Below are 23932 nucleotides of genomic sequence, written 5' to 3' on the forward strand. Positions count from 1 at the left end.
GATCCCATTGGTTTTTTGCTTATTTTGCATCAAGCAGATCCCGTTTTATGAAAAACCCAAAATCCTTTCCCCTCCTCCTCTTTTTGATTTTCGGCGTCACCTCTTGCCAAACAGCGCCTTCCGAGAACAAAACAAAAGACAATGCCTTTATTGAAATCCTGGACAATGAAGCCTTGGCGCTGATCGATCCGGAGGCGGAGATCGAAGTAATCTGTTCGGGATTTGACTGGACAGAGGGTCCGCTTTGGCTTGAGGAGCAGCAGATCTTATTGTTTTCGGATATTCCGCCCAATACCCTCTACCAGATCGGAGAAGATGGGGAACCCAAAGTTTTCCTGAAACCATCGGGCTATACCGGCACCACTCCGCGTGGAGGCGAAGTGGGTTCCAATGGTTTGATCATGGATCCCGAAGGAGCCTTGGTCCTCTTCCAACATGGAGACAGAAGGGTGGCGAAAATGAGGGGATCCATTACCCAGCCAGTGCCGGAATTCACCACACTTGCAGACAACTATCAGGGAAAAAGGCTGAACAGCCCCAATGATGGTGTTTTTGATAAGGCTGGAAATCTGTATTTCACCGATCCGCCTTATGGCTTGGAAGGGAATGTGGACGACCCAGCAAGAGAATTGGATTTTCAGGGAGTCTATTGTTTGAAAACCAACGGAGAACTTGTTCTGATCGATTCTTTGAACAGTCGCCCAAATGGTATCGCTTTCAGTCCTGATGAGACCCGTTTATTGGTTGCCAATTCCGATCCCAAGCATGCGGTTTGGTACCAATATGATGTGGTTTCCCCAGGAGAATTGACCAATAAAAGGCTGTTTTTTGACTCCACAGACCTGGTGGGAAAGGAAGGGCAGAAAGGGCTTCCCGATGGCATGAAAATGCACCCTTCGGGAATCTTGTTCGCCAGCGGTCCCGGTGGAATCTTGGTTTTCAATCCCTCCGGCAAGCCCATCGCCAGAATCTTTACCGGTGAAGCCACCTCCAACTGTGCCTTTTCGGCAGATAAAAAAACGCTATTTATGACTGCGGATGGGTATGTGTTGCGGGTGGGCTTGAGGTAGTGGGGGGATTCTCCTCACTTCACCTCTTTCAGCCTCACGTCCATCTGCCCGGTAGACCGGAGATAGAGTCGGATGTCGTCCGCGGTGTTGTAGATGCCCTCGACTTCCAGGTCTGGGTTTTTGACGCGGAAGGTGGCAAAGTCGGTTTCGAAATAACCTTGCTTTTGCATTTCCCTGCGTGCATCCCTGAGGTAAGCACCAATGGGGTAAACGGCCATTTTGGTGATCTGGGCGATGACTTGGCCCTGTTTCATCCAGGACCCACTTCTTGCCAGCAGGTTTTTGGTGTTGACATCAAAGTCCACCTGCTCCAATTGGATCGATTCGGTGGCGGGGTTGAACACAGGCTTTGCTACAAAGTATAGCTCTCCCTTGATTTCTTTCTTTCCCTTGCGCAGCGCCCTGAAATCCATCTTCAGCAGGATCCGATCGCCAAAACTCTGGGTACTCAGGTTGGAGGGAATCAGCTGGGTACTGTTGTCCATTTTCAGGGATTGCCCGGAAAGGGATTCATTCAGGTATTGGTCAAGGTCCTTGTACCGGATGGTCAAGGGAAGGATGATGTCGATTTTGTTTTCCGTTTTGTCGTTGAAATAGATGTTGGGTAGGGCCGATGGCGTGAATTTTGGCTCCGATCCCACTTGGGAGAAAACCTCTCCCTCCATTCCCAGATAGAGTTTGAGTTTTTGGTCCGAGGTGACTTCTTCACTGATTTTCAATTTGGAAGGATTGGTGAAAAAATAAGTCAGCACGCCTTCCTGCTCCACCGGGTAGGGTTTGCCATAGGTGTCCCAAGCGGCTTGCGCCACGCTCCTGAAATTCAGTCCCGCCAGATTTGAAGCAGTGAGTTGTTGGCTCAAAACCGACTGTAATTGCTCCCGGATGATCGGGTCCAAGTCGATCTCGAAGCCCATCAGGTTGTATTTTAGGGATTTCCCCCAATTCTCAATTTGCACATTCTTGATGGCAAGTTCCCAGTTGCGGCCGATTTCCGGTTTGAAACTGATCTCGGGCTGTAGCAATTCGTCAAAGGGAATGGAAGTGGACAGCATTTGGCCGAAGACCTTTTTTTCAATTTTCAAATCCCCTTTGAGTTTCATGGGGATTTTTACTTTCAGGCTGTTGTTGGCGATGCCCAAGAGGGTGATTTTTCCGGTTCTGGTGACATCGATGTCCGTGAAGATCCCACTGCCCAAAGGCATTGCCTTACCGGAAAAGAGTTTGTTGCTCCAGTCTTTGTTCAGGTTGGCCTCGATGTACGAAAGGGGGATTTCGATGGGGATATTGACGCTTGAGGTGGCAATGGGCAAGAGGATGGGGGCACCTTTGTATTTTGGTTTTTCTGGATTGATGCTTTTACAAGAAACAAAGAGTAACAGGAACAAGCCCAAAAGGTAGGAGAATCTCATTTATTTTTTCTTAAAGTAATTTCAAATCAATTTGCACCCAAATCGTGCCAAAAGCATTTTTTCGGGATTTTGTAAGAAGGCAATCGGGCAAAGGAACTATTTTTACGGCAAACAAAGTTAAGACAGGTATTGCATTAAGAAAAATTAAGAAATGGATTGGAATAAATTAGAGGATATAACCCAACTACAAGAGATCAAAGCACAAAGCAAGGACAAGCCTGTCCTGATCTTCAAGCATTCCACGCGCTGTTCCATCAGCAGCATGGCTTGGGACAGAATGAAAAGAAACTGGAAGCCGGAAGATTCCGAAAAAGCCACTCCCTATTATCTGGATTTGATCAGCTTTAGGGAGGTTTCCAATGAGGTAGCCAAAGCTTTTGATGTTTACCATGAATCTCCACAGGTCATCCTGATCAAGGAAGGTGTGGCCGTATATGACAACAGCCACATGGGGATCAATTATGCCGACATTATCGGTCGCTTGTAAAAGGAGCGCGCCGGGCATGGATTAGAGGCATGCAAAAAACACGCTTGTGTCCTTTGGAATCAATGGTGCTGCTCTGATTCAGAAACAAGGTTCATGTACATTGACTGGTTTTAATTTTCCATCAAAAGGAAGGGTTTTCTTCCTTTTGATGGAATTTCTTTTTTCTGCGATAGGGCATTTCACTTGACTTATTTTTTTATGCAGTTTTTGAACCCGTTTTATGCATTACGAACTCCATTTAATATTTTAATTTACTGATAATCAATTAGGTGTTTACTGTTTTTGACTAAACGCTATTGGAGTCAGGAATTATTCTCCCAATAGTCTGATTTTCTTTCAGTTTCAATCCCATTTGGAAACCTATTGCATATTTCGGGTTGAAGGCCAAATAATTCATGCTTATTGAGTTTATAGGTATTTAAAACCTTTTAAAAGGGTTTAAATCCATTCAAAATTTTCGACGCCACCCACTTAAACTTTTTGGGAAGCCATGTGTCTAAGAACCTGATATAACTTTACACATGATGAAAATTTCTACTTTAAAATTATTTTTCACGCTTTTTTTGATTGGCATGTCCCTGGAAGGCTATTCACAGCGACCCGAAAACCGCGGACAGGTCCAAAAAATAAAAGGACAAGTCATCGAAGGCCTGAGTAAAGACACGATGATCGGGGCAAATGTCCTGATCAAAACCGTGACGGATTCCTTGCTTACTTCCACAGTGACCGGAGTAGATGGTACATTTGAAATAGACCGTCCCAGGATCCCGACAGTAGTGGTGGAAATTTCATTTTTGGGATACAAGAAAATCACGAGAACCCTCAGCAGAGGAGATGCGCTCGATTTGGGCATCTTGGTATTGGTCGAAGACAGCAAGCTTCTGGGAGAGGTCGTCATCGAAGGCCAGGTTCCAGTCGGTGAAATGAAAGGAGATACGACGTCCTTCAATGCCAATGCATTCAAAACCCAAGAAAATGCACAAGCGGAGGATTTGGTAAGAAAATTACCTGGAATCACTTTTCAGGGAGGTCAAATCCAGGCCCAAGGCGAGCAAGTTCAGAAGATCTTGGTCGATGGCCGGGAGTTTTTTGGAAGTGATCCGAGCATCGCGCTCAGAAATTTACCAGCAGATGCCATCGACAGGATCGAAATCTTGGATCAGCGATCCGACCAAAGCAGGTTGACGGGATTTGATGATGGAAATTATTCCAAAACCATCAACATCATTCTTCGGGAAGACCGGAAAAATGGTCAGTTTGGACGGGTTTATGGCGGTTATGGTACCGACGACCGCTACTCTGCGGGAGGAAGTCTAAACTTTTTCAAAGGGGACCGAAGGGTTTCGGTACTTGGTCTGCTCAACAACATCAACCAGCAAAACTTTTCCAGTCAGGATCTAGCCGGAGTCAGTGCCAATGCTACCGGAGGAGGGGGTGGTGGCCGACCTGGAGGTGGTGGCCGACCAGGTGGAGGAAACAACAACTTCTTTGTCGGCAATGACATTGGAATTCTTTCCACTGGCGCATTGGGATTGAACTACAGCGACAAATGGGGTAAAAAAGTAAATTTTTCAGGGAGTTATTTCTTCAACAATACCTCCAACAATTTGCGTCAAATCACCAACCGAGAAACGGTCGTCAATCAGAATCTGAGACAGTATTATCAGGAAAATCTGATCAATACAGTGGAAAATTACAACCATCGGGTAAGCGGGAGAATGGAGGCAGACCTCAATGAAAAGAATGCCATCATCGTCACACCGAGCATTTCCTTTCAAACGAACAAAACATTTGGTGACAGGGATGCATTGACCTTGGGAAATTCCAACGATTCCCTGAGTGCGCTTCGTTCCGTCACCAATGCGGAAACCAAGTCCTACAATATCTCCAACAACATTACCTACCGTTACAAATTCGATAAGGTGGGAAGGACATTTTCCACGGATGTATTCACGGCGATAAACAAGCGGGACCAATTTTCGGATCTCTTGGCAGCAAGCAGGGACTATATCAGAACCAGTTTGGATACCACTTTACAGGAAACCACCGCACTTTCCGATGGATTCAATTATCGGGTAAACCTCACCTTCACCGAACCTTTGGGAGAAAAATCCATTGGTACCTTCGGCTACCAAGTCGGAAACAACAAGACCTCTGCCGACCAAAAAACATTCGTCGTCGCGGAAGAGCAAGGCATTTACGTGTTGGATACCGCCCTCAGCAATGAGTTTGACAATAAATTTATCACCCAACGATTGCGGTCAGGATATGCCTACAACAATGCAGGCTGGAATGTCAACTTGAACCTTGACTACCAAAATGCCCGATTGGACAACAACAGTATTTTCCCTACTGTGGGAGTTTTCAAGAGGGACTTCAACAATATCCTGCCAAGTGCCAATATCAGTTACAGAAACCGTGAATCAGGCTTGAGTTACCGACTTCGCTACCGAACAGGGACAGATGAGCCGAGCGTTGCGGAGTTGCAGAATGTGGTCAACAACCAAAACCCTTTGAATCTCCGAGTCGGAAACCCTTCCTTGGGACAAAGCTTTAACCACAACATCTTTGCAAATGTCAGCAAGGTCAATCTGGAAAAATCACGGACACTCTTCATGTTTGTCAATTATTCATCCACGAGTAATTTTATCGGGAACAGTACTTTCATCACTGCCCAGGACACCTTGATCAATGGGGAAATCCTCCTTCGTCCAGGTGGACAAATTTCGCAGCCGGTCAATTTGGACGGGAATTTCAGAACTCGATTTTTCCTGACCTATGGCGCACCGATCAAGGGAATCAAAACACAATTCAATTCCAATACGCGTCTTGGATTCAACCGTACGCCGGGAATCATCAACGGGGAGAAAAATCTGAATGACAACATTGATTTGAGCCAAGGGGTAACCTTTACGAGTAACATCAGCAAGAATGTTGACTTTACCCTGAGTACCACCGGGACTTACACGATTGTAAACAGCAGTCTTCAGCAGAACCTGGACAACAATTATTTCATCCAGGAATCCAACCTCCGCCTCTATTTTTCCCCAAACAACGGGAAATTGTTCATGGGCAACACTGTGAACAATATTTTATACAGAGGGCTATCGGAAGGATTTGACCAGTCGGTTTGGCTGTGGAACATTGAGGGCGGTTTTCGCTTCGCCAAAAACAACAAGGCCGAGTTGAAGCTGGTTATCTTTGATTTGCTCAATCAAAACAACAGCATCACCAGAACCATTTCCGATGTGGCAGTGACGGATGTCTTCACCAACGTTTTGACCCGATACAGCATGTTGACCTTCACTTATATTCTTGGCAACTTCAAGCAGCCTGAACCCTCTTCCGAGCAGCCTTGGCAGCGAGGCAGACCGGGAGGAGGAGGAAGATCTTGGTAAAAAATGAGTATTTGACAAAAGAGGCCGGGATTGATTCCGGCCTCTTTTGTTTTTGGATACTTTGATGAAAGGCGCATTTACCTAAAAATACAACTGATCCCACTCCAGAGATCAGTGATTTTAGCATCTTTTCCCGTGCCGGAAAAAACCCCATACAATCCCGATTCGGTGGAAAACTCCTGGCCCAGACTGGATTCAAAGACTTCGATGATAGTCACATCTTCCATTTCTGCCCTTGTGGATCCTATGCCAATACCTGCAATTGTCGTCAAGGTTGCCTTTGAATTCGCAACCTCTCCCAAATACCATCCTTCAAAAACCCATTCATTTTTTGTCTTGTCCTCTTGGAATACCAAGGTCAAACCATTGCTCAAGGTAGCCATTGTCAAAGGACCGGCACCGCATTCTCCATTCAGCCCCACATTGGATACTTCCAGTTCCAAAACCTGATCCATCAATGCCACCATCTGGTCCAATGGCATTCCGAAGGAAATTTCCCTAGTCGATCCTGTCAAGAGAATGACCAATTGCAGGGCATTGGACGTCAAAGCCAATATGGGTTTTTCATTTGCTGGCTTTAAAGCCGAATCTGGCAAAATATTAGGCTTTTCTGTGGAGTTCAGGGTGTCTTTGGAGGTTTTGTCAAGATCAGAATTATCGGATCTCTCGTCCTTGCGCTGGCAGCCTATGAGTAGGATAAACAGGAAAAAAAGAAGGGTGAAAGATTTCATAAGGGCATTTTTAGAGGATTAATGTAGCCATTTTAAAGCACAAAAGTATGCATTGTCAATTCTATTCCGGCCTGAAATTGCTTAATAATCAGTCGGTTGTTTACTGTTTTTGACTTCGCCATATTGGACGATACCTTATTGTCCAAACAGTCTGATTTTTTGTAGTTTCAACCTCTATTGCGAAACCTAATGCACATTTTGGGCTTAAAAGGAAAATAACAGCAGTTCGTTTAAAATCATTGCCTTCCTTCTTTTCCTAGGTAAACCCAAATTTACCAAAACAACCTTTCTACATCTTGATAGGGCTTGATTTGAGTCATTTTGACACAAAAAAAGGAGTCTCCATATCTGAAGACTCCTTTTTTTGTGGTGTTGCTTGATTTTAGCTTTTTGGAAGTACGACTGTGTCCACTACGTGAATCACACCGTTTGACTGAAACACATCTGCAATCGTCACTTTGGATTTTCCACCATTTTCGTCAGAGATGTAAAGGTCTTTTCCTTCCATCCAGGCCGTCAATGTTCCACCACTGACAGTTGTCAATTTGGCTTTACCGTTACCCTTCTTGATGGCGGCAGCGATTTCTTTGGAACCCATTTTTCCGGCCACTACATGGTAGGTCAAAATGTTGGTCAAGGTTGCTTTGTTTTCTGGTTTTACCAAAGACTCTACAGTTCCAGCTGGTAATTTTGCGAAAGCTGCATTGGTAGGAGCAAATACCGTGAAAGGACCTGCGGTTTGAAGCGTTTCCACCAAGCCAGCAGCGGTCACCGCAGCAACCAATGTCGTGTGGTCAGCAGATTTCACTGCATTTTCCACAATATTTTTGGAGGGATACATTGGGGCGCCGCCCACTTCTACCGTCTTCTCCATTTGAGCAAAAGCTACTTGAGCACTTAGAAAAAACATGGCCAAGAATGCTGCTTGAAATAATTTGATAGTTTTCATGATTTTTAGTTTTTTTGTTTATTTGGGGAGAATTACGGAAGTGAGGAGAGGATTGGATCTTATGGACATAAAAAAAACATGACTTCATCCAAACGAGTCACATTGTCAACGATTTATAATCAAATATATCCCCCAATCAAAAACAGCATTGGGATTGCCCCTGATCTCAACCATACAATTGATTGCGAGGAAGGCGCTCTTGAATTCAAGTGGATCTTGAGAAGTATCAAAAGTTTGTGGATAGGAGGGGAAATACTTCCCAGATGTTGCCAAAAGCGCAATGGAAGTTATTTCGGAAGAATCTGGTTTGACCCGTTGGCAATTGAATAGGTGAGTCCCTACTTGAATAAAGACGGGATTGCATGTATTAGATTTAAGTAAACACCTAATTTTTGATTCAACTCAGTTTTTCCAGCAGATTCTTTTAGATTTGTACTCAAGAATAAAATCAAAAACCGCATGCATCAGGATAAGGTTGCCGAAATCAAGAATGCCATCGCCCAAGCCACGGCCAGCTCCCCCGAAGAGTTGGAGGCTTATAGAATGGAATATATCAGCAAGAAAAGTGTTGTTGGGGAGCTTTTTGCCGAGATGAAGAATATTCCCAACGAGGAAAAGAAAGTCTTCGGGCAGGTGATCAATGAATTGAAGCAACTTGCAGAGGAAAAATTCCAGGAGTTGATAGAAAGGGTCAATACGGACAAAAAGCAATCCAATGCATTTGACATTGATCTCACGCTGCCTCCGAGCAATGTTGGGGCCGGGGGAATACATCCTTTGACGGCTACACGTCAGCGGATTATCGAGATTTTTGAGCGCATCGGATTCAATCTTTCCGAAGGACCTGAAATCGAGGACGATTGGCACAATTTCACGGCTTTGAATTTCCCCATCAACCACCCCGCTAGGGAGATGCAGGACACTTTTTTTATAGAAAAAGATCCTGACATTGCCCTCAGGACGCATACTTCATCGGTGCAGGTGCGCGTGATGGAAAACCAAAAGCCACCCATCAGAACCCTTTCTCCAGGTCGCGTGTACAGAAATGAGGCGATTTCTGCTCGTGCGCATTGTATCTTCCACCAAGTGGAAGGGCTTTATGTGGATGAAAACGTGGGTTTTGCGGATTTGAAAAACACCTTGTACCATTTTGCTAAGGAGATGTTTGGCAAGGAAACAAAAGTGAGATTCAGACCTTCCTTTTTCCCATTTACAGAACCTAGTGCAGAGATAGACATCAGCTGCCAACTTTGCGGTGGCAAGGGCTGTAATATCTGCAAAGGAAGTGGTTGGGTGGAAATCGGTGGCTCTGGAATGGTTGATCCCAATGTGTTGGATAATTGCGGTATTGACTCCAAAAAATACACAGGCTTTGCCTTTGGAATGGGGATCGAGCGGATTGCGATGCTGAAATATCAGATCAAGGACTTGAGGTTATTTACTGAAAATGATGTCAGATTTTTAAAGCAATTCAAGCCGATGCTTTAAAGTGCGCTTGGTAAAGTGAAAAAAAAGACCGTTGGTCAGTTTTGGTTTTATCCTCGCTGATCAACGGTCTTTTTTATGGGGCGATTTTATTTTTGTTATTTCTGAAGGACATTGCACCTGTCGTATGCAGCATCGATGTCAATAAAAACATCCTCTTTGGCGATCAAAAACCAGCTGTTCAACAGCTCTTCTTCTTTTTTCCTTTTGGTGGCCATTTTAAGCTTTTCGTAATCGTCATTTAGGTTTGCCCTGTGTGCAGGAAATCTCTCTTTGTAATAGAGGATCCTTACTTTCGTTCCTTCCCTTTCGTCTTCGAAACGCATGGGTTTGGTGATGGTCCCTATTTTCATACTATCCAAGGTGAAATAAAGTACAGGGTCCTCGAGGGTTCTCAAGGTCAATCGGTTGGATCCAGATCCTGGATCAGAAAAGAAACCACCGTTGTCCGATGTGTTTCTGTCGTCGGAGTATTCCTTGGCTGCCTTGGCAAATTCGAGTTTTTTGTCCAGGATGGTTGCCCGTAGGCTGTCAAGATAATTCTCAGCTTTTAGGATATCGGATTCTGAAGGTTGTGGTCTGATCAAGATATGCCTGGTGTTAAAAGTGTTTCCCCTTCTTTCCAATAATTGAATCATGTGAAATCCAAAGGTTGTTTCCACAGGATCACTGATTTCTCCGGGCTTCAATAAAAGGGAAGTTGCCTCATATTCGGGAGCAAGTTCCCCTCTTCTGAAGAAACCCAATTCTCCCCCCTGAATGGCCGAGGCGGGATCTTGGGAGTATTGTTTGGCAAGCGTGGCGAAATCACTTTCTCCAGTGCCAATCATCCTTTTGAATTCGAGCATTTGTTTTACAATGTCATTTTTTACCTCTCTACTGACTTCGGGTTTTTTCACAATCTGCCCCACGGTTACTTCTGCAGAGAAAAACGGAAGGGAATCCCTTTGGATGGAATTGAAGAATTTCCTCACTTCAGCCGGAGATACAGCCAGACCTTGCGTGATTTTCCCCTGCATTTTTTGCACGGTCAACTGTTCTCTTAGCGCCTCCTCGATTTCTTTTTTCAATTGTTCGCCGGTTTTACCATAAATCTCAACTAGGGTTCCTTCGTCTCCTCCGAATTGCTGCATGACCATGGCAAATCTCTGGTCAGCTTGAATGATTACTTCAGCATCGGTTACCATGACTGAATCGATTTCCGCTTTGGCCATCATCAGCTTGTTGATCATCAGGGATTCGAAAACCTCGCACCTTGTGGGTACTGGGAAACCTTCCTGAGACTGTCCTTGGGCTTCTAGGAATGCTTTTTGAAGATCCGATTCCAGGATGATGTAATTGTCAACTTTTGCGATGATCTTATCCACCACCTGACCCGAAGTGGGTGTGGGTGTTGCGGGTTTGGCTGTCGCAGTAGTGTCTTGACCCTGTGCAAATGAAATTTCCTGCGCAAAGAACATCAGGAAAATTATCAGCAATCCATTTATCTTAGTCATATAATCTAATCTCATTGTTTTCAAGTGCTCGGTTGTAAATTTCTTTTTGGAGCGCATCGATTAAAGATACCCTTTTTTTATTGATCAGGATTTTGGAAATCTCATCTTTGACAAAGTCCAGTGGTGGAATTTGATCTTGCAATTTGTATTCCAATATTTTGAAGTAATAACGATAATCCTCATCGTCTACCTTTATCAATGAATTCTGCTTCAAGAGTTGCACCTTATTGTTATTGGAGACAAGGGGGGTGTTGATGATAATATCTTCAAATCTGACCCAGGTGGAGTCTTCAAGAAAATAATTGACAGCATCCTTGAGTGCGATTTTTTTAACGTCCTCTGCGGATTTGTTTCCGGAAAGCAATTTTTCAAGTTCCCGGTTTTGGCTGTTTCCTTTTTCCATCTTGAGGAAATTTGTCCGCACGATGATTTCCCGTAGGGTGAAATTTTTTTGATTGGCTGCGTAATACTCCGCTATTTCCTGCAGACTGATTTCTTGGTCTATTTTGGAGTTCACATAAGCTTTTTCATACTCATAGACCATTAGGGCATATTTGTAATCCAGAAGCTTTCTGTTGATTTCCGCCTCATCAAATTCCATGGATTTACCTGCCTCTCGAATCATCAGTTGTTTTTTGATCCAAGATTGGACATAGCGGTTGGCCATTTCCATGCTGTCTTCTGCAGTTGAGCTTTCTGTTTTCACGAAGGAAAGCTCCGATTTTCTAAGGTGTTGGTTGGCCACTGTGGCCACGATGGGATCTGATTCGTCCAGTTCTTCCTGTGATTTGAATTTGAAAAGGTCACAGGAAGTGACGCTGATCCCAATGGTAACAAACAGCAGGAAATTACCTATTGACCACAGTTTCGAAAACCCTTTGTTTTTCGTCCTCATTGATCCTGATGATATAATTTTTTTTCAATATCCTGACCATGTCTTTTTCCAGATATTCCTGGAAATCCTGAATGACTTTCCCTCTGGTCTCCTCAAATTTTTTGGGCCCAGCAGGAACTTTCTCCCCGAGGACCAGAAAAACCACCTTTCCGTCTATTTTCAAATCTTGAAAAGTTTTAGTCGGATCGGCTTTTTTCAAGACGGGATGTGCCTCCAATTCGTAAATTCCTTCCTCCATTGTAAATGCCAAAGGATCTTTGTCCAAGAAGGTGTTTTCAAGTCTGTCCTGAAGATTGGGGAGCAATTTTTTGTCGGAAAGGAATTTTTTGACGGCTGGAGCCGACTCATCCTTGCCCATTTTGACGATCAGGGCATTTACCCGTTCTTTCCATTGATACCTATCGATGTTTTCTGCGAAGAAATTTTGTTGGCCTAAGCTGTCCTCCAATGCTTTTTGCCAAACTTTCTCATTCATCAAAGAAAACAACAAGATGCCATCCCTGTATTCCTTGATCAGGAGCCTGTAGTCGTCATTGTTGGCCAAAAGATCGGCTTCTTCTGCTTCATTGAGGCTCACTTCAATAAACTTATCAAACCAAGACTTGAAGTATCCCTCTCCTGTGATGCGTACGTTTTGGCGGTCTGCTTTGGTAAAACCGATAAAATCACCAACCGTTTTGGGTTTGGCGGTAATCGTGAAAAGCGTACTGTCCAGCAATTGTTTTTGCGAGACAATTTCCTGAATATTGTTTTTTTGATTTTCAGTATACACCTTTTTCACTTCCTCGATAAGCGCTTCATTTTCGACATAGCCGAATTTTGATTTTTGCATCGCCAATACTTGGGATTGGATTAAGCCGGACCGGCTATCGCGTAAGATTTTTGACTTGATGGCAGCTTCCATCTCCTCATAGGGTGCAATGGGCTTTTTATCTTCAAGGCGAATGATGTGAAAGCCATAAAGTGTTTTTACTGGAGGAGAAATTTCACCTTCTTCCGTCAGGGCAAAGGCAACTCTCTCAAAATCGGGAAGTACTGCTCCTACACCAATCCAAGGCAGGTTTCCGCCAGTATTTTTGGTCCCCAAATCCTCCGAATAGGCCTGGCAAACTTCTTCCCAGATACTTTCGGGTTTTTGCAATTCGGTGTAGATGTCACCGATTTTGCGCAAGGCTCTTTCTTCGGAAACAGGGTCGCCAGCTTGGGTTCTCACCAGAATATGGGAGACCTTGATTTCACCAGGATTTGGTTTTCTGTCTTCGAGTTTGATGATATGATATCCAAAATTGGTCAAAACCGGGGAGGAGATTTCCCCTGGATTGAGGGAAAATGCGGCATCCTCAAATTGGTACACCATCTGCAGAGCAGTGAAATAACCCAAACTGCCTTTGTTTTCTTTGGCCGAGGGGTCATCCGAGTATTTGGCCGCCAATTCATTGAAATCAGCACCTGCCTCCGCTTCCTTTTTTAGTTTTTCGGCCATGCGGAAAACAGCAATGGAATCTTCTCTGCTTGCATTGTTTGGGAATTGGAGCAAAATGTGGCTGGCTTTCACGACCTCCTGCATCCTGTTGTAAGCTTTCATCAATTCGCCTTCTTGGAGAGAATTTTTGATTAAAAAAGGTTTGATCAAGTCTTCCTTGAACATTTCAAATTCCCTATCAAATTCCTCAACCTTATCCAAGCCGAGGTTTTCGGCTTCTTTCACTTTTAGCTTGAAATTGATGAAAAGGGCTAGATTTTTCTCAAACTCTTCTGAGGTAAGCTTCTCATCCATTGTCTGAAACTCTCGGCTTTTGGAGAGAATGTGCAAAAATTCCTCTGAAAACACTTCCTCGTTTCCAATGATTAAAAGTGGCTTTGGTGTATTGTCTTGTAGGGTCTCTTGTGGAATTAGAGCTTTGGGGCTACAGGAAAAGACGAAAACCAGTATAACAATACATAAATGTTTGACGCTCATATTTAGTGACATGCCGAAAATGATACTGCAATGTTACAAATTAAAATGTAGAAATATTGGGCCAGAATGGAGAAAGAAGCAATTATTAACAATTATTTGGATTTTAGGTTCTTGAATAATCGACAGGTGTTTTCTGTTTCCGAAGATTCAAATTCGATTTTATCCATGATTTTTTTCACCAAAATAATACCCAATCCTCCCTTTCTTTTTTCTTTGATGACACGGGACAATTCAGGCTCTTTGTATTCCAAAAGGTTGAAGGCAACACCATAATCCTTTATTTCGAAAATCAAGCCCTCCTCGCTTTGTCTGGCGGAGAGTTCTATAAATTCAGTGGAATTACAGTCATGGGAATGGATGATGAGATTGGCGCACACTTCCTCGACGGCGAGGGTGACTTGGTGCTGTTCGATCTCTGGTAGTGGGGTAGTGATCAGAAAGTCGTTCAAAAACAATCTTAGCTCCGCAAGTTGTTGCGTATCACAATATAGTCTTAACTTATTTTGCATAAACGACTTCCAGCGCCTCCTCTTTAGTTTCTTTGATGTTGATCAATTGATCAAGGCCCAGAATGTGAAACACCTGTTGGACTTTATCACTCAAACCAAAAATCACCAATACGATTTGTTTTTCTTCGAATTCTTCCAAATAGGACATGAAAACGCCAAGTCCGGCAGAGGATATGTATTCGAGTCCTGTTCCGTCAACAAGGATGCTTTTGGCATCTTCCTGGACCAATGTCTGGATAGCATCATCCAGTTCCACTGAATTGCTGGCATCCACTTCTCCAATCAATTGGAGGATGACACTTTTCTGGACAATTGTTTTTTCGATCCTTAACATGATTTCTTATACGCTATTGAAATGCTTAAGTTATTGGTTGAAACGAATTACCATTACTGAATAATCATCATCGAGAATTGCATTATCACCTATAAACTCAAAAACACCCTGAATGATTTTTTCATTTATTATTTTTGCGGATTGGGTATGATTGGCTTTTACCAAAGCCTTCAATCTGTCGTAGCCAAACTCCTGTCCATTTCCGTCTTTGGCCTCCAAAATCCCATCGGTGTACATCACCAAGAGGTCATCTTTTTCATAATGGATTTCGTTTTCGTGGACATAATTTTCATAAAGCTTATTTCTGACAATCCCCAAACCCATTCCCCCAACACGTAAAAATTCACAGGAATCGGTGCTGGCATCAAAAAACAAAGTTGGGCAATGACCCGCTCTCGAAAAGTAGATGTTTTTGTTTTTGGTATCCAGGATATAATAAGTGGTGGTAATGAAATGGTTTTTTTCGAGGCATTTGCTCAGTGCGGTGTTGGCCTTGATCAAGAATTCGCCGGGACTGGGATCGATCTGGACCAGGCTGTGGAAGATGCCTTTCATTTGGGACATGTTGAACGCCGCAGACGTTCCCTTGCCCGAGACATCACCAATAATTACCGCAAAACGATGCCCATCGATTTGATGGGTATCATAATAATCACCACCAACTTCATCCGCGGCTTCGGAAAAGCCAAAGATCTCGAAGGTCTCATCATGGTTGAGTTGAGAAGGAAGTAGGCTCCGCTGTACCTGTTGGGCTATTTTCAATTCCTCCTTATACCGTTCGTTTTTGATGGCCTCATTGAGTAGCCTTGAGTTTTCGACGGAGATACAAGCCTGGCCGACAAAGGTGGATATGATGTTGATCATTTCCTTGTTGAACCCATCCTTTACTTCCTTTGCCAGGAAAATCCTGCCCATTGTTTCCTTATTGACCACCAGTGGAATGACCATGGCAGACTTGAATTTTGGATGCGGAATTTTACCATAAAAAACCTTTCTTTCATTCCCTTGATCCTGCCAGTTGAATTCCAAGAAAGGTTTTGCCATGTTGATCATCTCGTAGAGCTCTCTTCTTTCTTTGTTTTTCACAAACCGCTGATGGATAAAATGGGACTTATGGTCTTGTTTCAATTCAAGCCAAGCGGCATCGACATAGGCTGCACTCATGCACGAATCCACAAGAATGTCCAATACCTGGCTTTCATTTTCCCCTGGTTTGATGGATTGGCTTAACCGCTGGAAGTTGATCACCTCCAAGAGTTTTTGTTCAAACACAGAGGAAGTCGGCAGGTTGAAAAACGTCACCAGAAAGCTGAAAAGCGAGTAGATAAAGACGAATCCAAACAGCGAAAGGAGAAAGAGATTGTCCGTCAGGTTTACCAAGATATCTGCACTTTCACTGTAGGAAAGCAACTGGAAAAAGAGAAAACTGGTACAGAGCAGTATGATGCCCAAAAACAGGATCGATTTCCATTTCTCCTTGAAAGTCAGATAAGGAATCCACTTCAGGTTGGCGGAAAGACTGGTGCCAAAGATCAAGAGAAAAAACAATCCGAAAAGAAAGCTGTAATCAAGCGTGTTTTTGTTGAAAAATATGAAAAACATACTGATCAACAGGGCGATTTCAAATGCTTGCCATTGTTGGACAACCTTCTTGTTTTTTTGGTAAAGGATCAGATGCCGCCATAACAGCGTGCTTGAAATGAGAAATAAGGTGATAAAGGCAAAATTGACATGGTAGAAAAAATTAAACAGCAGGGGATCAGTCGCCAGCCTGCTTTCGCCGAGAAGATAATAAAAAAACATGATCAACAAAGAAACTGCGGTTGCCAAAATGCCGGTGGTGGCTCCCCGCCAAATCATATCCAGAAAATTGTTGTTCTCGCTTTTTTGGATGGAGTCATTGTAAAAAATGTACACCATTATGAAAAAAGAAATTTCCAGAATCCAGGAAATTTCAATGGAAATACCCGAATCAATTTGGCTTAAAACGGCAAAAATCCTTGATATATCTACAAAAAGTAAGGCAAGCCAAGTTAAAATGGCAACCAATAGACTTATCTTTCCGATATTTATGCTGGGGATTTTAAACATTATTCAAAGACAAGCGCAATAATACAAAACAAACTTAATAATCCCGTTCACGTTAGCCTGATCAAATATAAATTAATGTTAAAATATTTAAAGTTTCCCATGCGAAATCCCTACCCATTCCTGATTATCATGCTGATGTTTTTTACCGCCTGTACCACCTCGGACTTGAACAAAGTGCTGCAGGGTGTGGGCGGGCAATTGCCACTTTCACAACAGGAAGTCGCCGGAGGTTTAAAAGAAGCCTTGGTACAAGGCATCCAAAATGGAGCAGATAGGGCTTCCCAGACAGATGGTTTTTTCAAGAATGACCTGATTAAAATTCTACTGCCTGAAGATGCCCAAAGAGTAGAGAACACCCTGAGGCAGTTGGGACTTGGAGCAGAGGTGGACCGCGCCCTATTGGCCATCAATCGTGGTGCAGAAAGTGCCGCTAAAGAAGCCAAGCCTTTGTTTATCAATGCCATCAAACAGATGACCATCCAGGATGCATTTGCCATTCTTAAAGGTGAACCTGATGCTGCCTCTCAATACCTGAGGAGATCAACCGAAACCCAATTGATTGCCTTGTTTCAACCGAAAATCCAAGAGGCCTTGAATGAAGTTGGTGCAACCAAATACTACGGTGATTTGGCCAATGGCTATAATTCCCTTCCCTTGACCAGCAGGAAAATAAATCCAGATTTAAAAGAATATGTGACCGAAAGGGCCATTGATGGGCTTTTTAAATTGGTCATGGAAGAAGAAAGGAAAATCCGGGAAAATCCATTGGAAAGATCGACGGCTTTGATGAAAAAAGTGTTTGCCGCCCAAGACAAGTAATTCACTACAAAAAAACCAATTCTTCTATCACACCTTTGCCAAACTGTTTTTCGATCAGGTCCATGACTTTGGACCTGTTCATGATCAGCTCTTTCTTGACAGGTCCGGAGGTGAGTTTGACAAAGAGTTTCTTCTCCTTGATATATATCGAGCTGGTCCTGCTGGCGATGGTTTGGCCAATGATTTCTGGCCAAGCTTGAATGATGCGCCTTTCGTCAAATTTATCCTTGAGTCTATAGGCTTTCAGCAATTCCTCAATCGCATCTTTCAGAGGGGCTACCTCTTTTTTCCTTCCCGTAAAATCCCTGTGTTTTTCCATCCTTGGCTCAAAAGTAAATGGAATTTATGATATAAAAAGAGAAGCGGCAATACTATCGGCCAGGAGTTTTCCCCTTCTTGTCAGTACGAGGTGATTTTTTAGATTCTCGACCAAACCTTCTTCCGTCAGTTTTTTGAGGATCTTCTGATTTTCCTTTAGGAGATCCAAGTCGAACCTTTCTGTGATGTAAGCAAGGTCAGTGCCCCAAATGGTTCGGATCGAGGTGAGGATATATTCATTCAGAAGGTCCATTGGGATCATTGAATCTACCTCAAACACAGGTTGATTCTGCTGTAAGTTTTTGATGTAATGGGCATTGTGTGCCCGATTGGATCCACGGTCCTGTCCATCAAAGGAGTGTGCGCTTGGTCCGATCCCGAGATAGGGGATTGCCTTCCAGTAATTGGTGTTGTGGAGTGCGAATGCTTCCTCCCGTGCAAAATTGGATATTTCATACTGAATGTATCCAGATTGGTCCATTGTGTCTTGAAGGATTTCGAATTGCTCGGCAGCAAAATCCTCCGAGGCAGGCTGGAAAACCCCTTTTTTTGTCCAATTCCCCAAGGCTGTCTTTGGCTCCACAGTCAGGCAATAGCTGCTGATATGTCCAGGGTCCTGGCCAAGTGCGATTTCCAAATCCTTCTTCCATATCTGGTGGTCGGGGGAAGGAAATCCATAAATAAGGTCAACGGAGAGTTTTTGAAACCCTGCCTGTTTTGCCAGCGCAATTGCATGCATTGATTCCTTGGCATTGTGTGCCCGGTTGTAGAATTTGAGGATCTGCTCATCGAAACTTTGGATGCCGATACTCAGCCTGTCGAAACCCAATGCCTTCAATTCCAGTAGTTTTGAGGGTTGAAGGTCATCAGGGTTGGCTTCAAGGGTCATTTCTTTCAAGGCCAAAGAATAATGCTTCGCAATCACTTCCAAAATTTGATCCATCTGAGCCAGCGAAAGCAGCGATGGCGTACCCCCGCCGAAATAAATGGTTTTAATCGGGTTTTTGGAAGGGAGATAGTTTTTTCTTAGGATCAATTCCTTGCAGATCATGTCCACCATTTCCTGCATTTGGGAAGCATTGGTGCTGAAATGAAAGTCACAGTAGTGACAAGCCTGTTTACAATAGGGGATGTGAATGTAGATACCGGACAATTTATTTACTTTTAGCCACACAAAGATAACCAAACCAAAGCGCTGACATTGAAACAAGTGGTATTTTTCCTGATATTTTTCCTTTCGCTTCTGGGGCAGCAGGCTTTTTCGCAGGAGAAGAAATGGCTCCAACTGGAGCTCTCCGGAGGAATCACCCAGCGGCAAATCCTTGCCTTTGAGGATACATTGGTCTTGGTGAATTATGTGAAAAGCCGATACCAGGAGATCGCATTGTTGGGATATCTGAATCCTTTGGCAATGCCTCAGTCTTCCTCTTCGGACACATTGTCTCTCCATATCCAAACCGGTGAGCGGTTTGAATGGCTGCATCTCGGGAGGGGAAATGTGGACCCGCTGCTGTGGGTAAAATCCGGGATTGATGTCAAACAATTCCAGAACAAGCCTTTTGAATATGAGGAGGTGGCCAAAGTTTTCGCAGTGCTTTTGAGGGAATCGGAAAATTCAGGGTTTCCATTTTCCTCCATCAAATTGGACAGTATCCAAAGGGCGGGGAAGGGTTTTTCGGCCTCTCTAAACCTTGATCCTGGGCCTTTCATATCCTTTGATTCATTGCGCATCACGGGCAATTCCAAGATCAACCCCACCTATCTATCCAAGTTGCTCCAGATCCGTCCGGGGGATCCTTTTTCCCAAAAAAAAGTGGATCAAGGCATCGGTCAAATCAAGAATCTTCCCTATCTACGATGGGAGGGAGAGCCAGAATTGAGTTTTCAAAACGAGGAGGCGATACTTTATCTTCCCCTAAATGATCGCCGGATGAATACTTTGGATGGCATCATCGGCTTTCTTCCCAATGAAATCGAAAACAATAAGTTACTGGTCACCGGACAATTTGACCTTGCCCTCTACAATGTCGGTGGAAGGGGTCGGAATTATCAACTCAATTGGCAACGCCTCAGCCAATACTCTCAAAATCTAAAAGTCTCTGGGATAGAACCGCTCATTTTGGGGTCGATGCTGGATATAAAGGCCTCTTTTTATCTCCTAAAGGAAGATACTACTTTTTTGAATCGTGATTTCAGGGTGGATTTGGGTTATCGGCCCAATGCTAATGGCTACCTGAGTTTCTTTTATAGAAGACAAGCTGGGGATTTGTTGGCGGTTTCGGATTTGGGTCAAATCACAACATTGCCTGAATTTTTGGATTTCAGATTCAATAATTATGGGGTCCAATATGAATTGTTTCTTTTGGATGATGTTTTCCAGGCAAGAAGAGGGTTTTACGGACAGTTTGAATTTGGGGTGGGGAACAAGTCCATTTTACAAAACACAGGCATACCCCAAAGCGTCTATGAAGGCTTGGACGCAAAAACGGTACAGTATTTTGTCAAAGGTGCTTTGAAAAAATATTTTTATCTCAATCAGAATTTTGGTGCATTTACTGGATTATCTGCTGGGATGATGGACAGCAAGAATCTTTTTGGCAACGATCTATATCGATTGGGAGGTTTGAAATCCATCAGAGGCTTCAATGAAAATTATTTTTTCGCGCAAAACTATATCTATTTCAATGTGGAGCCGAGATTTTATTTTGATACCTATTCTTATTTTCTGATTTTTGCAGACTTGGGAAGACTGGGAAACAATGTCCAGGGTTTTCCGGCGGATTACCCAGTATCTACAGGAGTTGGCATCAGCTTGGAAACCGGAAGCGGGATTTTCAACTTCATCTATGCCCTCGGGAAATCCAATGCACAGGAGTTTGTGCTCAATTTCTCAAAAATTCACTTTGGGTACACCGGAAGGTTTTGAACTATGATTTACAATAAAAGATTATTTTTCCTTTTCACATTGATTTTTTGCCTGCATTTTGGCACTGAAGGCCAGGTGATTGAAAATTATGAAAGTAAACTTAAGACAGTAGATCAGGTTGATGGATTCCAGTTGTCAGAGATGATCCAGGTCAACTTGGATGTGAAGAATTTCCCGCTTAGTGTTTTCAAAATCAGTATTCCTGCAACCTCAACCGTTTTTTTGGATCAAAAACTTTGGTTTTACGCTGTCAGGGACACGGCATTCCGAGTCCCAAGTTCTTTTTTGAGGGAGAATTTTAAAATGGCAAATGCAGGGAATTTGGAATTGACAGTCTTCAAAAAAGAAATAGTTAAAGAGGAGGTTTCCGTAATAAAGGGGTATTTCGGGGTGGAGACTTCGGAAACCGAAGTGAGACTGGTTGACAATTTGCCCCAGAAGCGAGCAAAGACCGAGTTTTATGATTTTTACTTTCTCGCATTGATAATCGTATTGTTTTTGGTTGCGATCTATAAAATGATTTATCCACTTGTGCTGGCATCCATTATTACCCCAGTATCGGTTTTTTCAGCGGAGGATTTCTCGGAGAGCAATTCCATTCAGAAGTTTTTTTCCGTTGATGTCATTTTTTATATCCTGATCGTCAACATGCTTTTGACCCTGCTTGTGATGGCGGTGATTCAAGGGTCAGGAATTTCCAAATGGTACACCTTTGTCGATGGAGACCTGAACCAGCTCTTTTTAAATTGGCTGCTCGTCACCTTGATCTTATTTGGAGTGACCATCCTCAAATTTTTATTTTTAAGATTTTTGGCCTTTATTTTTGACCTTGGGAAATTTGAATTTTCCCATTTCTTTTATTTGTTGAGGATCATTTCCATTTTGGTTTTTCTAATGGTGGTAGTAATCGCCATGTTTGCGTTAAATAATCCTGTAAAAATTCCTTTTGCAATCAAATATGGCTTAACCAGCTTCTTCTGGGTTTATGTATTCGGTATTTTCATGTTATTTATCATTATGATGAAAAGAGTTTCGTTTAAAAAATACCATTTATTTGCTTACATTTGCACCGCAGAACTAGTCCCCTTTTTGATAATTGCAAAATTGATTCTTGGGTTGTACTGATTCTTACACAAGGTAAAATTTAGGAGAAGCGAAAGAAGATGACTAAATCTATTAAAGACAGATTCAATCCAGTGAGGAGCATATTAGTTTCACAACCAAAGCCTACGGATTTAAAATCACCCTATTTCCAGTTGGCTGAAAAATATAAATTGAAAATTGATTTCAGACCATTCATTGTGGTGGAGCCAGTTTCGATCAAGGATTTTAGGAAGCAGAAAATAGATATTCTGAAGCATACGGCAGTTATTTTTACAAGTAGAAATGCAATTGATCATTTTTTCACGATTTGCAAAGAGCTGAAAATAGAGATGCCACCGGAAATGAAATATTTCTGTATCTCTGACCAAACCGCACACTACCTTCAAAAATACATTGTTATCAGGAAGAGAAAATTATTTGTAGGTCAAAAAACGGCTTCAGATCTTTTCGATTATTTCAAGAAGCATAAATCAGAGAAATACCTTTTCCCTTGTTCTGACATCCGGAAGGGTGAAATTCCTGATTACATGGAAAAGAACAACATTGAGTTCACGGAGGCGATCATTTATCATACCGTGTCAGCGGACCTTTCAGACCTGAGGGATATTAAATATGATGTTTTGGCGTTTTTCAGTCCTTCCGGGATCAAGTCGCTCAAACAAAATTTTCCCGAGTTTGAGCAAAACAATACCAGAATCGCTGCATTTGGACCGACTACTGGCATGGCTGTAAAAGAACTCGGTCTAATCTTGGATATTGAAGCCCCCATGCCGAATGCTCCAAGCATGACTGGCGCCCTAGAGCTTTATATCAAGAAGGCGAATAATTTATTATAGCATCTTTTTAATCTTTTGTGGCCATTTTCAGTTTAAATGTGTAAAATAGAGACTTAAAAGATAAATCTTTTGATACATGGTTAAACTGAATTTTTCTCTTCTTAGATTTTTCCTGATCCTATCGGCTGGTCTTTTGTATGCTGTGCAATCCATTGCCCAGCAGGATGCGCAATTTACACAGTACATGTACAATGGCCTGTTTTACAATCCGGCATTTGCGGGAAAAGATGCAGGTTACCGATTTTCGGCTCTGCATCGGACACAGTGGTTGAATTATTCCGGAACCAACGGTCCAGCACCAGTTACTCAATTGGTAACTGCTTCGGGAACTCTGGGAGATAGAGGAATTGGATACGGCTTGACTTTTGTGAATGATAATATTGGGTTGACCAATAGCCAGGAAATCAATTTGGCGCTTGCATACCACAAAAACATCAGAGGAGGGAAACTTAGTTTTGGAGTAAGTGGAGGGGTTTTTTCGAGCACCATTAATTTTGATGAATTCAATGTGGTCAATCCTGACCCACTTGTCCCAGATACAGGCAGTGAAACCCAGATGAATTTGAATTTTGGAGCAGGAGTGGTACTGGACAAAGGGAATTATTATGTGGGCTTAAGCAGCAAACATCTCAATGAACCAGGATTTGATTTTGGGGATGGAGCAATCGATAACCAATTGAAAAACCATACTTATTTACTAGCAGGCTATAGGTTCAAGACTTTTGCTTTGTGGGTATTTGAACCAGTTTTTCTTTTAAAAACAGTTTCGTTCAATAATTTTTCTTACGATGTAAGCGTTATAGCAACGCATAAACAAAAAATAAGTGGGGGAATTGCATTTCGCGGCGAAGAGTCGGTATCATTATTGATAGGCTATAGCATTCTTAAGGACAACTCTTTGAAAATAGGATATGCCTTTGATTTGGTTGTGGGTGGACTTGATGCCAAATCACCTACCAGCCACGAGTTTATGTTAACGTATAATTTACCTTCTGTCTCAAGGGAATTGCAAAAAGTGATTCAGAGAACGCCAAGGTTTAGGTTTTAAAAAAAAAAATAATAATACCCGAAATTGATATGCAATTTGTGTTTTTCTCGGATTTTGCATTAAATTT

General features: G+C 42.8%; 21 protein-coding genes. 10 read left to right on the forward strand and 11 right to left on the reverse strand.

Annotation, left to right across the window (positions count from 1 at the left end; translation table 11 throughout):
- Nucleotides 1–47 precede the first annotated feature (47 nt).
- Nucleotides 48–1070 (forward strand): SMP-30/gluconolactonase/LRE family protein, encoded by a 1023-nt coding sequence (locus F824_RS0104070; RefSeq protein WP_019596585.1) that lies wholly within the window; start codon nucleotides 48–50, stop codon nucleotides 1068–1070.
- A 14-nt stretch (nucleotides 1071–1084) separates the two neighbouring features.
- On the opposite strand, the gene F824_RS0104075 is transcribed toward F824_RS0104070, so the two are convergent.
- Nucleotides 1085–2479, reverse strand: a complete 1395-nt coding sequence (locus tag F824_RS0104075; protein WP_019596586.1) for a DUF4403 family protein — start codon at nucleotides 2477–2479, stop codon at nucleotides 1085–1087.
- A 151-nt stretch (nucleotides 2480–2630) separates the two neighbouring features.
- Between F824_RS0104075 and ytxJ the strand changes: the two genes are divergently transcribed.
- Together ytxJ and F824_RS0104090 are read left to right on the forward strand one after the other, a co-directional pair.
- Nucleotides 2631–2966 carry a bacillithiol system redox-active protein YtxJ gene (ytxJ, locus tag F824_RS0104080; RefSeq protein WP_019596587.1) on the forward strand — a complete coding sequence of 112 codons (336 nt, stop codon included), beginning with the start codon at nucleotides 2631–2633 and terminating at the stop codon, nucleotides 2964–2966.
- A gap of 524 nt (nucleotides 2967–3490) precedes the next feature.
- Nucleotides 3491–6364, forward strand: a complete 2874-nt coding sequence (locus F824_RS0104090) for an outer membrane beta-barrel protein (protein ID WP_019596589.1) — start codon at nucleotides 3491–3493, stop codon at nucleotides 6362–6364.
- Nucleotides 6365–6441: 77 nt separating this feature from the next.
- Here the strand turns inward: F824_RS0104090 and F824_RS0104095 are convergent, their stop codons facing one another.
- Together F824_RS0104095 and F824_RS0104100 are read right to left on the reverse strand one after the other, a co-directional pair.
- Nucleotides 6442–7095, reverse strand: a complete 654-nt coding sequence (locus F824_RS0104095) for a hypothetical protein (RefSeq protein ID WP_019596590.1) — start codon at nucleotides 7093–7095, stop codon at nucleotides 6442–6444.
- A gap of 382 nt (nucleotides 7096–7477) precedes the next feature.
- Nucleotides 7478–8044 carry a fasciclin domain-containing protein gene (locus F824_RS0104100; protein ID WP_019596591.1) on the reverse strand — a complete coding sequence of 189 codons (567 nt, stop codon included), beginning with the start codon at nucleotides 8042–8044 and terminating at the stop codon, nucleotides 7478–7480.
- Between the two features lie 459 nt (nucleotides 8045–8503).
- On the opposite strand from F824_RS0104100, the gene pheS reads away from it, so the two are divergent.
- On the forward strand, nucleotides 8504–9532 hold the full coding sequence (gene pheS, locus F824_RS0104115) for a phenylalanine--tRNA ligase subunit alpha (protein WP_019596593.1): 1029 nt from the start codon (nucleotides 8504–8506) through the stop codon (nucleotides 9530–9532).
- A 95-nt stretch (nucleotides 9533–9627) separates the two neighbouring features.
- On the opposite strand, the gene F824_RS0104120 is transcribed toward pheS, so the two are convergent.
- From F824_RS0104120 to F824_RS0104145, 6 genes are all read right to left on the reverse strand, one after another.
- Nucleotides 9628–11025 (reverse strand): peptidylprolyl isomerase, encoded by a 1398-nt coding sequence (locus tag F824_RS0104120; protein ID WP_019596594.1) that lies wholly within the window; start codon nucleotides 11023–11025, stop codon nucleotides 9628–9630.
- Complete coding sequence (locus tag F824_RS0104125; protein ID WP_019596595.1) at nucleotides 11018–11920, reverse strand: peptidylprolyl isomerase; 903 nt, start codon at nucleotides 11918–11920, stop codon at nucleotides 11018–11020. Before F824_RS0104125 ends, F824_RS0104120 begins: the two co-directional genes overlap by 8 nt.
- Nucleotides 11874–13880, reverse strand: coding sequence for a peptidylprolyl isomerase (locus F824_RS0104130; protein ID WP_019596596.1), 2007 nt, complete (start codon nucleotides 13878–13880; stop codon nucleotides 11874–11876). The genes F824_RS0104125 and F824_RS0104130 overlap by 47 nt, the downstream gene beginning before the upstream one ends.
- Before the next feature lie 92 nt (nucleotides 13881–13972).
- Nucleotides 13973–14389, reverse strand: a complete 417-nt coding sequence (locus F824_RS0104135; protein WP_026333484.1) for an ATP-binding protein — start codon at nucleotides 14387–14389, stop codon at nucleotides 13973–13975.
- Entirely contained in the window at nucleotides 14379–14723 is a 345-nt protein-coding gene (locus F824_RS0104140; protein ID WP_019596598.1) for an STAS domain-containing protein, read from the reverse strand. Before F824_RS0104140 ends, F824_RS0104135 begins: the two co-directional genes overlap by 11 nt.
- A gap of 30 nt (nucleotides 14724–14753) precedes the next feature.
- Nucleotides 14754–16643, reverse strand: coding sequence for a PP2C family protein-serine/threonine phosphatase (locus F824_RS0104145; protein ID WP_236613214.1), 1890 nt, complete (start codon nucleotides 16641–16643; stop codon nucleotides 14754–14756).
- A 1-nt stretch (nucleotide 16644) separates the two neighbouring features.
- On the opposite strand from F824_RS0104145, the gene F824_RS27915 reads away from it, so the two are divergent.
- Both F824_RS27915 and F824_RS0104150 read left to right on the forward strand, forming a co-directional pair.
- Nucleotides 16645–16836: a hypothetical protein gene (locus F824_RS27915; protein WP_236613215.1), complete on the forward strand. Its 192-nt coding sequence runs from the start codon at nucleotides 16645–16647 to the stop codon at nucleotides 16834–16836.
- Nucleotides 16837–16913: 77 nt separating this feature from the next.
- Entirely contained in the window at nucleotides 16914–17633 is a 720-nt protein-coding gene (locus F824_RS0104150; RefSeq protein WP_019596600.1) for a DUF4197 domain-containing protein, read from the forward strand.
- Between the two features lie 4 nt (nucleotides 17634–17637).
- On the opposite strand, the gene F824_RS0104155 is transcribed toward F824_RS0104150, so the two are convergent.
- Both F824_RS0104155 and hemW read right to left on the reverse strand, forming a co-directional pair.
- A complete protein-coding gene (locus F824_RS0104155) occupies nucleotides 17638–17952 on the reverse strand; it encodes a DUF721 domain-containing protein (protein ID WP_019596601.1) in 315 nt (104 codons plus the stop codon).
- A 24-nt stretch (nucleotides 17953–17976) separates the two neighbouring features.
- Nucleotides 17977–19104: a radical SAM family heme chaperone HemW gene (hemW, locus tag F824_RS0104160; RefSeq protein WP_026333485.1), complete on the reverse strand. Its 1128-nt coding sequence runs from the start codon at nucleotides 19102–19104 to the stop codon at nucleotides 17977–17979.
- A gap of 57 nt (nucleotides 19105–19161) precedes the next feature.
- On the opposite strand from hemW, the gene F824_RS0104165 reads away from it, so the two are divergent.
- From F824_RS0104165 to F824_RS0104180, 4 genes are all read left to right on the forward strand, one after another.
- A complete protein-coding gene (locus F824_RS0104165; protein WP_236613219.1) occupies nucleotides 19162–20877 on the forward strand; it encodes a POTRA domain-containing protein in 1716 nt (571 codons plus the stop codon).
- A gap of 3 nt (nucleotides 20878–20880) precedes the next feature.
- Complete coding sequence (locus F824_RS0104170) at nucleotides 20881–22002, forward strand: DUF4271 domain-containing protein (RefSeq protein WP_019596604.1); 1122 nt, start codon at nucleotides 20881–20883, stop codon at nucleotides 22000–22002.
- Nucleotides 22003–22040: 38 nt separating this feature from the next.
- Nucleotides 22041–22817 carry a uroporphyrinogen-III synthase gene (locus F824_RS0104175; protein WP_019596605.1) on the forward strand — a complete coding sequence of 259 codons (777 nt, stop codon included), beginning with the start codon at nucleotides 22041–22043 and terminating at the stop codon, nucleotides 22815–22817.
- Between the two features lie 76 nt (nucleotides 22818–22893).
- Nucleotides 22894–23865, forward strand: coding sequence for a PorP/SprF family type IX secretion system membrane protein (locus F824_RS0104180; protein WP_019596606.1), 972 nt, complete (start codon nucleotides 22894–22896; stop codon nucleotides 23863–23865).
- Nucleotides 23866–23932 lie beyond the last annotated feature (67 nt).

The sequence above is a fragment of the Rhodonellum psychrophilum GCM71 = DSM 17998 genome (assembly GCF_000381545.1).
Taxonomy (GTDB): Bacteria; Bacteroidota; Bacteroidia; order Cytophagales; family Cyclobacteriaceae; genus Rhodonellum; species Rhodonellum psychrophilum.